General features: G+C 41.4%; 11 protein-coding genes. 5 read left to right on the top strand and 6 right to left on the bottom strand.

Annotation, left to right across the window (positions count from 1 at the left end):
- Positions 1–33 precede the first annotated feature (33 nt).
- Positions 34–951 carry a LysR family transcriptional regulator gene (locus ACHB7C_RS02400; protein WP_210831877.1) on the bottom strand — a complete coding sequence of 306 codons (918 nt, stop codon included), beginning with the start codon at positions 949–951 and terminating at the stop codon, positions 34–36.
- 112 nt (positions 952–1,063) lie between these two features.
- Between ACHB7C_RS02400 and ACHB7C_RS02395 the strand changes: the two genes are divergently transcribed.
- The 5 genes from ACHB7C_RS02395 (at position 1,064) to ACHB7C_RS02375 (ending at position 6,216) form a co-directional block, all read left to right on the top strand.
- Complete coding sequence (locus tag ACHB7C_RS02395) at positions 1,064–1,525, top strand: DMT family transporter (RefSeq protein WP_395346288.1); 462 nt, start codon at positions 1,064–1,066, stop codon at positions 1,523–1,525.
- A 4-nt stretch (positions 1,526–1,529) separates the two neighbouring features.
- Entirely contained in the window at positions 1,530–1,958 is a 429-nt protein-coding gene (locus ACHB7C_RS02390; protein WP_166684884.1) for a DMT family transporter, read from the top strand.
- A 268-nt stretch (positions 1,959–2,226) separates the two neighbouring features.
- A complete protein-coding gene (locus tag ACHB7C_RS02385) occupies positions 2,227–2,949 on the top strand; it encodes an IclR family transcriptional regulator (protein ID WP_042843951.1) in 723 nt (240 codons plus the stop codon).
- A 26-nt stretch (positions 2,950–2,975) separates the two neighbouring features.
- Positions 2,976–4,391: a YfcC family protein gene (locus ACHB7C_RS02380; RefSeq protein ID WP_048607074.1), complete on the top strand. Its 1,416-nt coding sequence runs from the start codon at positions 2,976–2,978 to the stop codon at positions 4,389–4,391.
- Between the two features lie 10 nt (positions 4,392–4,401).
- Positions 4,402–6,216: a CocE/NonD family hydrolase gene (locus tag ACHB7C_RS02375; RefSeq protein WP_247605629.1), complete on the top strand. Its 1,815-nt coding sequence runs from the start codon at positions 4,402–4,404 to the stop codon at positions 6,214–6,216.
- An 82-nt stretch (positions 6,217–6,298) separates the two neighbouring features.
- Here ACHB7C_RS02375 and ACHB7C_RS02370 read toward each other — a convergent pair whose 3' ends face one another.
- The 5 genes from ACHB7C_RS02370 to ACHB7C_RS02350 form a co-directional block, all read right to left on the bottom strand.
- Entirely contained in the window at positions 6,299–7,444 is a 1,146-nt protein-coding gene (locus tag ACHB7C_RS02370) for an ABC transporter substrate-binding protein (RefSeq protein ID WP_042843952.1), read from the bottom strand.
- Positions 7,445–7,462: 18 nt separating this feature from the next.
- Complete coding sequence (locus ACHB7C_RS02365; protein WP_198861335.1) at positions 7,463–9,586, bottom strand: TonB-dependent siderophore receptor; 2,124 nt, start codon at positions 9,584–9,586, stop codon at positions 7,463–7,465.
- Positions 9,587–9,796: 210 nt separating this feature from the next.
- A complete protein-coding gene (locus ACHB7C_RS02360; protein WP_181469238.1) occupies positions 9,797–10,651 on the bottom strand; it encodes a DmsC/YnfH family molybdoenzyme membrane anchor subunit in 855 nt (284 codons plus the stop codon).
- 11 nt (positions 10,652–10,662) lie between these two features.
- The gene (locus tag ACHB7C_RS02355; RefSeq protein ID WP_042843955.1) at positions 10,663–11,205 is read right to left on the bottom strand and encodes a DMSO/selenate family reductase complex B subunit; all 543 of its coding nucleotides are present in this window, start codon (positions 11,203–11,205) and stop codon (positions 10,663–10,665) included.
- A gap of 13 nt (positions 11,206–11,218) precedes the next feature.
- Positions 11,219–13,801 (bottom strand): molybdopterin-dependent oxidoreductase, encoded by a 2,583-nt coding sequence (locus tag ACHB7C_RS02350; protein WP_395346282.1) that lies wholly within the window; start codon positions 13,799–13,801, stop codon positions 11,219–11,221.
- Positions 13,802–13,818: the final 17 nt, after the last annotated feature.

Raw genomic sequence — 13,818 nt, 5'->3', positions numbered from 1 at the left:
GAGTAAATTTTATTCTGCCACAGAGCATCACAATTAAGAAATCCCTTCGATTAATTTTTGATACTGACTCCCCTTTCCAAACTGTTCAATTAAAAACTCGGTAAATGCTGAGACTTTTCGTGGTAAGTATTCTTTTGCAGGATATACCGCATAGATATTGTGCTCAGGTAATTGATAATTCCCCAATAAAGGAACTAATTGATGGTTATTGTCACCTATAGCCGTAATGAAATAAGGTAACAATGCGATACCTATATCCGCTAATACGGCTTGGATTAGTGCCTGACTATTATTGGCACGAAAAGACCCTTTTGGTATATGGCTATATTTTTTCCCTTTTTGGTAAAATACCCACTCTTGCCCTGCTTGGTAAAATGAATAGCACAAACAATTATACCCTTTAAGATCGGCGACTTTTTGGGGAGAACCATATTTCGCCAGATAAGATTTCGATGCATACAGCCGACTATGGCAAGGGGATAATTTACGCGCAATTAAGGACGAATCAGGCAACGCACCAATACGAATAGCTAGGTCATATCCCTCACTAATTAAATCTACTACTTTATCATTAAAAGATAACTCAACATTAAGCTCAGGGTATCTTTGCATAAACTGGGGGAGAACTTTAGCTAAGTGTAAAGTACCAAAAGACATTGGAGCTGAAACCCTCAGAGTTCCTGTTATTTTATCACTAAATTTAGCGGCAATATCATCTGCCATAACCGCGAATTGATAAGATTGTCGAATATAACGAATATATACAGCCCCCGCTTCCGTCAAACTTACCGTTCGAGTAGTACGATGGAAAAGTTTTATTCCCAGTTTGTCTTCGACGATTTGAATTGTTTTACTTACCGCCGATTTAGTCATATTTAATGAATTTGCCGCTTTAGTCAGACTTAAACTATCAGCCACTGCAATCAAAACTGGAAATGCATTCATATCCATAGATACCCCATTGTCAACCAAAAGGAAACAGTGTGTTTTCTTGATACCAAAGAAAAAACAGCATACCTTATCGCTACAGAAATACAATGTTTACGCGATAAGACATATCATTATGAAAAATAAATATATTCTATCTTTTCTTGCCTTAGCCTCTGGGGTTTTACTGTCAATGATGATCATGGCAAATAGTTACCTAGCCCGCTTTACAACACCATTGACAGCATCATGGCTTACTCATGGCATCGGAACATTATTTTCGCTCGTTATTTATTTTTTTTACTTACAAAAAAGGAAACAACAAGTTCAGCCACAAGTCATAAAAAAAGGGAAAATGATTTGGTATTTAGGTGGTATTCCTGGAGGCTTTACCGTTTTATTGGCAGCAATAACCGTTAATAGCCCACTATCACTTGCGGGAAGCATTATTTTAATGATCACCGGCCAAATTATATTCGGTTTGTTAGTAGACACTATGGGCTGGTTTGGTGTGATAAAACGTAAAATTACAGTTAGTGACTTTCTGATGTGTACATTATTAATAACAGGCTGTAGCTTGTTAATTATAGGAAAATAATAAAATGAGTATATATACTTTTATCGCATTACTAAATGGTATTTGTATTGTTATTAGCCGCACATTAAATGGCAAATTAGCTCAACAACATAATGCGTTCTACAGTTCACTAATCAACCACTTTGTTGGTTTTTTGTTTCTCACTATCATGGTGCTCATTTTTAAAACATACCTGTTTAATTTCAATGAGATCCCGTTAGTTGCATTCATTGGCGGTATCATTGGTGCGTTTTTTGTTATCATTAATAGCTATGTTCTACCATTGCTTGGTGTCATGCTCACCTCAATACTGGCTATTTGCGGCCAAATGATTTCAAGCTTAGTGATTGACCTTGTAAATGGCGCACATAGTCAAAATGTCTACTTACAATTAATAGGCGTTGTATTAATTATTGGTGGTGTATCCATTCATTTTATCAGGCGAACCAATTAAATTACTTTTTAAGGTTTTTTATCTCTGTTTATTTTGTTTTTTACTTGAATAGCCATCCGCTTTCTTTATTTGCCAAATAGAAATTAACCAATTGTTTTATATAAAAAATCAATTATTAAATACGCTTTCTAACACGCTAAATTCATTTTCAAAAACCTAATCCACCTCACAATTTATTAACAACTCTCTTGAATCATTTTTAGTTATTCCCCATGCTAATTTTATTATATAAACCAGTGGTTTGCTGTGCAAACCAAGTGAGGCAATCATGAAAGACAATATTGTGACGGCTGTTGATGATGCTTTATTACTGATGATGTTATTAGGTGAGAAAAATAACCTTGGATTAAGTGAGCTAGCTCGCTTATCTGGAATGAATAAATCTAAAGTATACAGGCTATTATGCACATTGGAGCATCGTGATTTTGTACAAAAAAATGATAACCCTGTTACCTATCATTTGGGTCATCAATTATTAAGCTTAGGAAATTGTGCTCGCCAGCAAATCAACTATATCCAAGTAGCTGATATTGAAGCTGAACATCTACGTCAACTTTTTGATGAAAACATTCAACTGCGTATACGTGATCACCATGAAATTTTGCAAGTTCTTCATAAAGCTTCAGGGCAGTCACTACAAGTTCGCAGTGAAGCTGGTAACCGCCGCCCACTCGGTTCAGGTGCCTCAGGAAGAGTATTACTCGCCTATGCTCCTACCACTGTGCAGGCGCCCTTTGTTGAAAAAAATGCCTCCCTGACCAAATCCCTTGACGAAATACGGGCACGGGGTTTCGCCATTACACGCGGGGAATTAACGGCGGGAATAGGTGCTATTGCCGCCCCTATTTTTTCTCAACAGGGCGAATGCATTGCAGCACTCAGTATCAGCCTTCCTCTTAGCCGCTTTTCTGATGAAAAAGAACACAATATGACGGAGCAATTACTCCAAGCGACTCAACGTATTTCGAGGCAACTCGGTTACCACTTATAATTAATACAATAAAAGAGATAACACCCATGCAACCAACACAAACCACAATACACAGCCCATCACCATCTCCTGGCTGGCAAATGAACCCCGTTTTAGTGATGTTAACCATTGTTGTTATTGCTTTTTTAATGACTTACTTTGTTAATTCAGGGCAGTATGAACGCGAGGGTAAAAAGGTCATTCCTGGTTCCTACCAAACCATCACAAAACAAGTAACTGTTGACCAAGTATTGGGAATAGAAAAACCGGCTGAAAATGAAGCGGCTCCTGTCAGCCTACTTCAGCTATTCAAAGCCATTCCTGAAGGAATTATTAAACAATCCCCACTTATTTATATGGTGCTATTTATTGGTGGTATGTTTGGTATTCTCAATAAAACAGGCGCGATTGAGTCAGGTTTAGAAAGGTTGCTGCATGTCACTCGTGGCAATATTTACCTCTTAATCCCTTTTTTAATGATTGTTTTTTCTATGGGTAGTACCTTTATGGGGTTAGCTAAAGAGTATCTTTTAGTGATCCCGATGGTTATTGCCTTAATGAAGCGTGTCGGGCTTAATGAGCTCATCGGTCTTGCTATTGTCGCTATCGCTGTCAAAGTGGGTTATTTGGCATCAATTACTAACCCATATGCCTTATCTATTGCACAACCGCTCGTTGGCTTACCTGTGTTTAGCGGCCTCAGTATGCGGGTTGCAGCCTACTTTGTGTTTATTACTTTAGGGATCTTATTTGTTTTCTATAGCATTCGTAAGACAACATTAACTTCTTATGTTGTCGAAGAACATGTCCAATCAAGTCAGTTAACCCGCCGCCATAAACTCATGCTCATTGTTTTAGCGATTGGCGTGGCATTTTTAGTTTATGCGTCTAATCGCTGGCATTGGAAAAATAATGATTTATCTGCTTATTATTTATTTTTAAGTGTCATTCTCACTTTTTGTAGCGGCTTAACCGCCAGTGCAGCGGCGGATGCCTTTGTCAGCGGGATGAAAAAAGTGCTGATTGCGGGTGTCTTAATTGGCCTAGCTACCGCCGTTGAAATTATTCTTTCACAAGGGAAAATTCTCGATACCATTATTCATCAACTAGTTGGTTTAGTTGGCGACCATGGTGCTTATATCTCGTCATATAGCATGTTCCTTTCGCAGTTATTACTGGATGTCGCCATCCCTTCCACATCAGGTCAAGCCGCCGTTACTATGCCAATTTTAGGTCCAGTAGGGGAAATTTCAGGCGTTTCGCCACAAACAACCGTCTTTGCGTTTTTAATGGGCAATGGATTAACCAATATGATCACACCAACATCCAGTGGGCTACTCATCTTCTTAGCTACCGCAGGGGTAAGTTGGACGACATGGGCAAAATACATTTTTCCTCTATTTTTAATTTTTATGGCAGTCGGAATTGGCTTATTAACCATAGCAGTAACCATAGGGTATTAGCAGGATGGATATGAAGAATTACCGCGTAACAATGCGCGATGGGATCACGCTTTCTACTGATGTTTATTTTCCTCAGGGAAAATTATCAGCAGCTTACCCTGTTATTATTGAGCGTACACCTTACGATAAAACTGCACCTTCACGCTCAGAAAAAACGGCTTCTGGACATCAAATTACACGCCAAGAGATGGCCCAGTATTTCGTTAACCACGGGTTTATTGTGATATTTCAAGATTGCCGTGGGCGCTATGACTCTGAAGGAGTATTCACTAAATACATTAATGAAGCCGAGGATGGTTTCGACACATTACAATGGATCATGGAACAACCTTGGAGCAATAAGAAAATAGGTTCAATGGGCCTCTCATATGCCGCACACACGCAATTGGCAATGGCTTGTTTGAACCCTCCAGGTTTGCTAACTATGGTGTTAGATTCCGGCGGTTTTGCCAATGCCTTTCAGTGTGGGATCCGCCAAGGAGGCGCATTTGAACTTAAACAAGCTACTTGGGCATTTAAGCAAGCAAAATTAAGTCCATTAGCGCAACAATCGGCTAAAATATCAGCAGCACTTGAGCAAGAAAATATTCATGATTGGTTTGCTGCAATGCCATGGCATCAAGGACATACCTTACTAAAACATGTCCCTGAATATGAATCCTACTTGTTTGAGCAGTGGGAAGAAGAGTGTTTTACAGATTATTGGCAGAAAATAGGCATTTATGCGGAAGGATATTATGACCAGATACCTGATATCCCAGTACTATTCATGTCCAGCTGGTATGATGCCTATGTCAGTTCCACATTAGATAATTACCGTGCATTTGTCACCAAGAAACAATCCCCGCAAAAATTAATCATGGGGCCTTGGTTACATGGGGATCGTAATATCACCCACAGTGGTGATGTCGAGTTTGGTGATATCGCAACATTTGACCGCAATGTAAGCGAAGATTGGTTATCTTGCCGTTTATCTTGGTTCCAAGAACACTTACAAGGTAATACAACTGACTGCCCCCATGAGGATGTAACTATTTTTATGATGGGGGGAGGTTCGGGTAAACGTAATACTAACGGGCGTTTAGAGCATGGTGGCCAGTGGCTAACCCATCACCAATGGCCGCTGCCCAATATTAAGCCTACAGCTTTTTATTTATGGCCCGACAATTCATTACGCCATGAAAAACACTCTGAAACAGTGTCTTTATCCTATTGTTATGACCCTAAACACCCCGTCCCGACAATTGGAGGGGCTTTAACATCTGGGCAACCCATATTTTGGGGCGGTGCATTTGATCAGCGTGAATTACCGCAGTTTTTTGGTAGCAAAGGAAATAACCTCCCCCTTGCATCTCGTTCTGATGTACTGGTATTTGAAACGGAAGAATTACAAGAAGAGGTATGCTTAGCTGGGGATATTGAAGTCTCATTATGGATCAGTAGTGATGCCCTGGATACCGACTTTACAGCAAAGCTGATCGATGTTTACCCACCAAGTGATGATTACCCACAAGGGTATGCAATGAATATCACCGATGGCATCATACGTTGCCGCTTTCGTAATGGCTATGAACAAAAACAGTTACTCATACCGGAGCAAATTGTTGAAGTGAAGATAAAACCATTTGCTTGTGCTAACCGCTTTACCAAGGGCCACCGTATCCGGTTAGATATCTCAAGCAGTAATTTCCCCAAATATGATTTCAATACCAATACGGGGGAAATGATTGCAGGTGATAGGAAATTACAAGTAGCCCGCAATAGCATACATATTTCGAGCGAACACCCATCAAAAATTGTATTACCTGTTATTAAACCACGTTAATCGTTTTCAATAATAGTTAATGTATTCCGTTACCTGCTTTAGTTATTTGATAACACTAAAGCAGGTAAAACATGGTCATCGCCTATTGTGCTTGTACCCAAAATACACCGTCACCATCTAGCGCGGTAAAAGTTTGGTGTAAATAGTCGCTATCGGCTTGGGGATCAAGATCCGCAAATAGCTCCGGATGGATAAACTTCGCAATCGCCTCCACTGCAATAATATTAAATGGAGTATCATAATATTGTTGATATAGTGCTAATACTTGTTTGTTTTGAAATGCCGCTAACGAACGAAACTTAGGGCGTTCCATCAGCTTGTTCAGTCGCGCTAGAGACTTTTGTTTATCCCCTGTATAACCCAATGGTACTGAAGCGCTGCCTTTACGGGTACTATCCCAATCAGCGGCTGTCATCAAATAGTAATCTGGGTTGCTGTGGATTAATTGCTCCTCACTAATTTCCCCACCCATGCCAATGCTAAACCATTGTGAACCGAGGTTATTTCCCCCTGCTGTTTCAACAAACTCACCAAAATTACCATTACCAAAGGTTTTACAACAGTAATCAACCCCTGAAATACCAGCGGCCCTTTCAATAAATACACTTGGACGTTTATCTTTATCAATCGAGGAGACCCTTGAACGAATTAACCCCAATTTTTGTTGATAAAACTGGTTAAATTCCTTCGCCTGCTGCTCCTCACCAAATACTTGCCCGAGTATCGTCATACTCGGCATAGTATTTTTAAGTGGGTATTGTCTAAAATCGATAAAAATGACAGGTAAACCGCTTTTTTCCAATAATGATAACGTCCCGCTTTCTGTTAGCTTGCTTTTCAAGCCAATATCAAAAATCAATAAATCGGGTTGAGCAACTAGCGCTTTTTCTACGCTGAAATCAGTAGTGTATGGGTTAGGAAACACAGGGATCTTTTTGAGTTCTGGGAATTTTTTGCTATATGCAACACTTAGGTCAGGTGCTTTTTTTATTAACGCGTCATCCCAAGCAATAACCCCTTTTAATGGCGTTTTGGGGTGTAGTATATTCAGTGCTACCAAGACACGGCTATCCGCTAACATTACACGGGATACTGGCACATTCACCGTGACTTCCCGACCTGCAATATCAGTGACCACAGTAGGTGCAGCCATGCTTGTAGCCGCAAAAAATAGGCTAACGACGCTAAGAATTACACCCAATTTTTTGATAGTTTGTCTACCAGTCATTGTTTTGCCTTATATTCATTAAAATTTCACAGACGCTTGAACGTAGTAAGTTCTCGGCTGCCCAACATAAATGCCATAATTGTTATCCGTAGAGCGTGTGAAATAGGTTTGATCAAATAAATTTTTAATACCAGCGGATAGCGTTAAATCAGACAAACTTCTCCCAAAATGGTATTCACCGCGAGCGTCCCATACCATATAACCTGGGATAGTCCCATAACGGCCATCCACGCTTGGTTTAGTAACATATTGGTCTGTTGTGCCTGGTGACTCTTGGGTTGATTGCGCATAAGTATTCAAGTTCCAAACCCAATTCCCCGTTTCGTAACGGCCACCTGCGGTGAATACTTGGCGTGAATAAAAAGGTAAATCTTTATGAGCAAAGTTCCCTTTCTTACTCACCGCCTTAGTGTAGGTATAGGTACTGTAAACACTCGCGCCTTCAAGTACATCAGTAAGGTCAGATAAGTTGTACCTCGCGGCTAACTCGACACCTTGGTGTGTTGTTGCACCTAGGTTCGTCCAACCCGTTGTATTTTCAACGTATAATAATTGGTCATCAAAATCGATATAAAATAATGTTGCTTCAAGGGACAAGGCGGTATTGTCGTATTTAGTACCTACTTCATAATTATGCGCTTTTTCTGCACTTAACCCATTCGCAGGCGAGTTACCGACCCCTTTAGTATTCAATTGGAAATATTGCAAACTCCCAAATGATGTGCTGGCATTGGCAAATAACTTCCATTCATCATCAATATGGTAGATCACAGCTAGTGCAGGAAGTGGTTCACTATAACGTTTACTGCGATGTTGTTCTTTAAAGCTATCGTCTAAATGAATGTTAATATTTTCGTATCTAATTCCGGGAATAAGCGTCCAATTACCAACATCGATAGTGTCATCCAAATAAATCGCATGGGCTTCTGTTCCCCCAGACGTGTGCTGATAATAATTATTGGTATCAGGGCGAGTGCTTTGGCTCCCCGCTTGATACCAATTTGAGCGGTACGCTTTTTCATCTGCCGTTTCATTTAAATAACGATAACCAATGGTAACCTCATGGGAAATATCATTAAAACGGAATAATTGCGAGTAACTTGGTTCAATCGCATAAGCAGTATAATGACGAGGGTAAGACACTAAGCGCCTTTCATTCGCTTTTTCTTTATGGTCACTTTCTATATAACTCCCCCGGTAACTTTTGCTAAACCAAGTCATCAATTCAAATTGTTTGTCATCTACTTCGTGCTTGTATTTCAATGACATATCCTGCCGATTACCTTCAAAACGGTCATAAGGCCGTGTTGATTGGAATGGGTCAGCATTATATTCAGCTTGGGTCAAGCCTCCGGGCATACCCGACATTGCACGGTAATAATGAAAATTAGCTAATAATTCATCGTTATCTGTTAAGGCATAACGCGTTTTCAGCATGAGGTCATCAATATCCGTGTTATCATTGCTTTTACGGTAACCTTGCCCGTGTAAACCCGAATAAAGCAAAATTGCCCCAGCAGAATCATCCGCTTTAGAGCCCCCTAGCGAGGCATCCACTAATGTTTTTAACCCGCCTGTTTTGGCACCCTGCGTCTGTACTGATACACCGCCACCAAAATCTTTAGGGATAGGCTTAGTCACAAAATTAATCACTCCCCCTACATTTTGTGGCCCATAACGTACCGAAGCCCCTCCGCGTATGACATCAATAGATTCAATACTTCCCAAAGATAATGGGGACATAGAAAGCTGCGGCTGGCCATAAGGTGCTGCGGCTAATGGCATCCCATCAAGCAAAATAGTTGAGCGCGGTGAAAGACGGGAAGTTAACCCACGGACTCCCACATTCAAAGAAACATCACTGCCACCGGTTCCATTACTTTCACGAACTTGTACACCAGGGATACCTTTTAATGCATCTGCGATTGTTTCACTGCCAGTTTCTTTTATTTGTTGTTGTGTTTTTACCGTTCTAGCGCCGGGATGATTAAATACCACTTCACTGTCTTGTGTATTTTCGAGCCAATTGCCCGTAACTGTGATTTGGTCACTCTTTGTATTATCAGCCGCAACTGCGTAATGAGATATCAGAGCAGTAGAAATTGCGAGGGGGGTAAGTAATTTGCGAGTTTTTAATTTCATAACCGATGAGCTAAAAGAGAATTAAGAGCGATAATGATAATTATAATCATTAATAACAATCAACATAATTTACTCACTTTTGGTAATTAATTTGTCAATAACCCACTTTTACAATCATAATTTAGTTTTTGCTGTACTAAAATGCACATAAGCATATAAAAAAAATCCGAAGGAGCTCACCTTCGGATTTTAGATTAATATGATGATAAATTAACCACCAAGTGAGAAAAATACCACTCGTCCAACACCCTCACCGGCAAAAATACACAGCGTGGCCAAAGACATCACAACCGTAGCGTTGGTATTTTGCCCCGTCTTTTGGCACAGCAAGCGGCCAACAAATAGTATGCCTAATGCGATTAGCACTACACGAACAAGGCTTAAACTCAGTAGCCCTTCTGGCATTTCACGCTGGGTCATACCGAGGTAAATCGGCTCACCTATATTACCAAGCAGCGATAAAGCCCCTAATAACATAAGTAGTATCCCCATAATACCTAGCCCTAAGGTAATTTTAACCACTCGTTGTACCTGCTCTTCTTTCGCACTTCGGCGCAAAGACCCCACCAGCAAAAGTGCAGCAACAACACCGCCTACCAGTAATACCGCGCCGAAGAAACTCGCGTAAGTGAATAAACCATTCCATAAGTTAAATAATGTATTGGCATATAACGCTGACATCGCATACATATACATCAAGCCAGCAATCGCACTCAGTACCAGTAATGCAGCATTCGCTTTTTGTTTCAGTAAAAGTAAAGCGACACTAAAAAATAGTAACCCCATGTAAATTGCAGTCGCCCAAACTTCACGGCTCATCCATGAGGTCGACACGTGCAGCATAGTGTAAAACATGTGCAGAGGGTTCCCCATGTGAAATAACGAACCGAGTAACCCAACGCAGCCTAAAACAAAACTGGCTAAAACAGGTCGTTTGATAAACTGAACATTCTGAATATCATTTCCCCCGCCAAGTACCCGGAAATAACAGATTAATGCAACAACCAAGCAGCCCACTGAGGCCTGCATAAATAAGGTGAAAATCACCAATGGAAATTCATGCATGATAGTTTTCCTTATCCTTTCGTGCCGACAACAAGGTTCGGCTTCGTGATTGATGAGCTTGGTAACCCATCAATATCCGCATTTGTGCCATATTTTTTGCGCAATTCACTGATTAAGCCAAATTCAATGGCACGCATTGGGCAAGAATCCACACACATAGGGTTTCCCCCTTTCTCACGCAGGTCGATGCAGGTATCACATTTGGTCATCATGCCAATACTCGCATCAAATTGTGGTGCTTCATATGGGCAAGCCCAAGTACAATAGCGGCATCCAACACATTTATTGTGATCGACCAACACAACCCCATCTTCTTCACGTTTATGCATTGCCGTTGTTGGGCAATGACTGACGCACTGAGGGTCATCACAGTGATTACAAGCTATTGATAAATGCCAGAGACGAGGCCGCGGGTATTCCCCAACTTCAACGTCATATACTCGGCGAAAATTACGCCCAACCTCAAGGTCGTTCTTGTCTTTACAAGCTACTACACAGGTTTTACACCCAATACAGGCAGCAACGTTTATATAAAATCCGACTTGTTTATCCATTTCTTATTGCCCCCTAAAAAATAATACGCTGTGGAATAGCAGCATCTGGAACTAATTGATCACCATGCCATTTCTCGATATTACACAGCATGGTGTTCCAACCTGATGTGCCAAGACCCGTTGGTACTTGGATCGTTAGCGTATTATCAGCCCCTGCCATATCTATCCCTGTTTTTTCATCCACATTCGTCCAACTACCATGAGGTAATGCAACCACTCCTGGTTTCATCGTTTGGGTAACCAATGCTGGACGTACAATTTTCCCTTGTGAGCTTGTAACTAACACCGTTTCACCATGCTTAATTCCTAGGCGCTTTGCATCCGACGCATTGATGTAAATTGGGCTAGGCCACTGCTCGCGTAACCAAGGCACATTATCAAGGGTACTGTGTGAACGGCGTAAATAATGAGGGTTATAGATTTGGAATGGATAATCCCCTTTTTCTTTTTTAGAGAAATCCTTAAAGCTAGCTTCATAGCCATTTGCTGAAGGAATGTACTCAGGGATCGGAGGTAATTTTGTCCAACCACATTCATCCGCTTTTTCTACCAATGTTTGGCAATAAATTTCAAATTTACCACTTGGCGTTGGGCGCGGATTCCCTTCAGGGTCTCGAATAAAGTCTTCATAGGCGATATAACCATAGTTATCACCTTTAGTTCGTTTAACTTGATATTTCCCAACGGTAAGAAACTCATTCAATGTAATGCGACCTTGCTGAGGTTTGCCTGTCACTTGCCATTCATCAATGTCTGCTTGGGTAATTGTCAGCAATGGCTCAGTGGTTTTACCATCTTCACCAATAATTGTTGCACCATTAAGCTTATTGAAGAACTGCTGTTTCTCAGAAACAGGGAATACTTCATCGACATTAATGCCAAGGCGTTTTCCGATTTCTTTGGCAATCCATTGGTCACTTTTCGCTTCATAAAGAGGTGGGGTCACATTAACCGCGGCAATAATAACTTCGCGGTTGCTTGGATTTAATATGGTCCCTTCACGCTCCCATTCGGTAGTTACTGGCAGTACAATATCGGAGTATTTAGCGCAAGTGTGTGGAACATAAGCTGCTGTTACCACTAATTCCACATCTTTACGGTAGGCTTCAATACTCTGCGAAATATTGGCGCGTGTTTGCAGTGTGGCATTAAATGGGTGGATAATCATTTGAATGTTAGCGTTTACATCACCCACACCGCGTTGACGGAATTTTTTCTCTAATAATGCACGGTTGAGTTCATTATGGTTAATTTTCAGGCTAATTGGGTTTGGCACCGCCGGTAAACCACTGTCGCCAGCCATCACTAAGCGAGTACCGTTATTCCCTGCCGCAAAATGGCAGCTTACCCCTGTCATACGCCCCGGTTTACCCATATGCCCTGTCATAAAACCTAAGGTTGAGAATGCTTGTACCCAACCTTCTCCATTATGAACACGAGCTGGAGCCCAGCCAGTAAGTAGTGCCACTCGGTTTGTCCCACCAATTTCACGGGCCAATTTACGGATATCTGTAGCGGATAGCCCACAAATGTTAGATGCCCATTCAGGTGTTTTCGGCTCCCCTGTATACGTACCTAATAAATAATCTTTAAAATTACCTTTTGGATCAGCCCCTGCTGGCATATTAGTTTCATCAAAACCAACCGTACAACGGCGCAAGAAATCCCAATCAATTAATGGGTTATCTTGGCTGTCCATTTCCAATAGAGCATACATGATGCCCAACGCTAAAGCGTGGTCAGTACCCGGGTTAATAGGGTACCAATCAGCATCCATTAATTCCGCTGTCGCAGTATAGCTTGGGTCGATACAAATAAACCGAGCTCCTGCTTTTTTTGCTTGATAGTAGTTATAGGTTGGGCTACCAGGGCTACTCCACGCAGGGTTTGCCCCCCACATAACAATCAATTGTGAATTACGCATATCAAAGCGATCATTGGTACCAAAGGTATAAAAACCTTCTAACAACCCTAAATGGGCTGGTGTTTCAAACCATGCTCCCCATGACGTTGTTCCCCAGTCGCCAACAAATCCACCCGCTTTCGCATAAATATTTTGGATATCAACACCATTGCCGCCTGTGATCCAAATGGATTCATTACCATATTTTTCTTTGATGCGTTTGCTTTCTGACGCAACAATATCAAGTGCTTCATCCCAGCTAATACGTACCCACTGGTCACGCCCACGCAAGCTTTTATCTCCCCCTCCGGGAGCCCAACCTTTACGTTTCATTGGGTATTTTAATCGATCGGCACCGAACACCTGTTTACGTTGAGAACGCCCACGTAAACAGCCTCGTTGTTGTGGAAAGTCAGGTGAGTCCGCTACCACATCATCTGTTTTTTGCCTAACAACGACACCTTCAACGACGAGGGCTTTATTGACACAACGACCACCGCAGTTATGCCAACATGCCACGGGCTTCCATGTCCCTTGAGTGACAGCGTCGGTTGCTTGGGCAACGGCTTTTTCCTCTTCTGGTGTTGCAGCATAAAGTCGTTTACTTAGCGGCAACGTAGCCATCACTGATGCCGCCGATGTCCATGCTAAAAATGAACGACGACTTAAGGCTACTTTCTGTCTTTCTGACATTGCTCTTACCTCTTCAC

This window comes from Providencia sp. 2024EL-00732 (genome assembly GCF_044006275.1).
Lineage (GTDB): Bacteria > Pseudomonadota > Gammaproteobacteria > Enterobacterales > Enterobacteriaceae > Providencia > Providencia huashanensis.
The sequence above is the reverse complement of the archived record's forward strand: the minus strand, read 5'-3'. Positions and strand labels throughout refer to the sequence as shown.

Excerpts from the sequence above, each read along its gene's own strand:
- ACHB7C_RS02400 (WP_210831877.1), bottom strand. The coding sequence starts at position 951 with ATGGATATGAATGCATTTCCAGTTTTGATTGCAGTGGCTGATAGTTTA.
- ACHB7C_RS02395 (WP_395346288.1), top strand. The coding sequence starts at position 1,064 with ATGAAAAATAAATATATTCTATCTTTTCTTGCCTTAGCCTCTGGGGTT.
- ACHB7C_RS02390 (WP_166684884.1), top strand. The coding sequence starts at position 1,530 with ATGAGTATATATACTTTTATCGCATTACTAAATGGTATTTGTATTGTT.
- ACHB7C_RS02385 (WP_042843951.1), top strand. The coding sequence starts at position 2,227 with ATGAAAGACAATATTGTGACGGCTGTTGATGATGCTTTATTACTGATG.
- ACHB7C_RS02380 (WP_048607074.1), top strand. The coding sequence starts at position 2,976 with ATGCAACCAACACAAACCACAATACACAGCCCATCACCATCTCCTGGC.
- ACHB7C_RS02375 (WP_247605629.1), top strand. The coding sequence starts at position 4,402 with ATGAAGAATTACCGCGTAACAATGCGCGATGGGATCACGCTTTCTACT.
- ACHB7C_RS02370 (WP_042843952.1), bottom strand. The coding sequence starts at position 7,444 with ATGACTGGTAGACAAACTATCAAAAAATTGGGTGTAATTCTTAGCGTC.
- ACHB7C_RS02365 (WP_198861335.1), bottom strand. The coding sequence starts at position 9,586 with ATGAAATTAAAAACTCGCAAATTACTTACCCCCCTCGCAATTTCTACT.
- ACHB7C_RS02360 (WP_181469238.1), bottom strand. The coding sequence starts at position 10,651 with ATGCATGAATTTCCATTGGTGATTTTCACCTTATTTATGCAGGCCTCA.
- ACHB7C_RS02355 (WP_042843955.1), bottom strand. The coding sequence starts at position 11,205 with ATGGATAAACAAGTCGGATTTTATATAAACGTTGCTGCCTGTATTGGG.
- ACHB7C_RS02350 (WP_395346282.1), bottom strand. The coding sequence starts at position 13,801 with ATGTCAGAAAGACAGAAAGTAGCCTTAAGTCGTCGTTCATTTTTAGCA.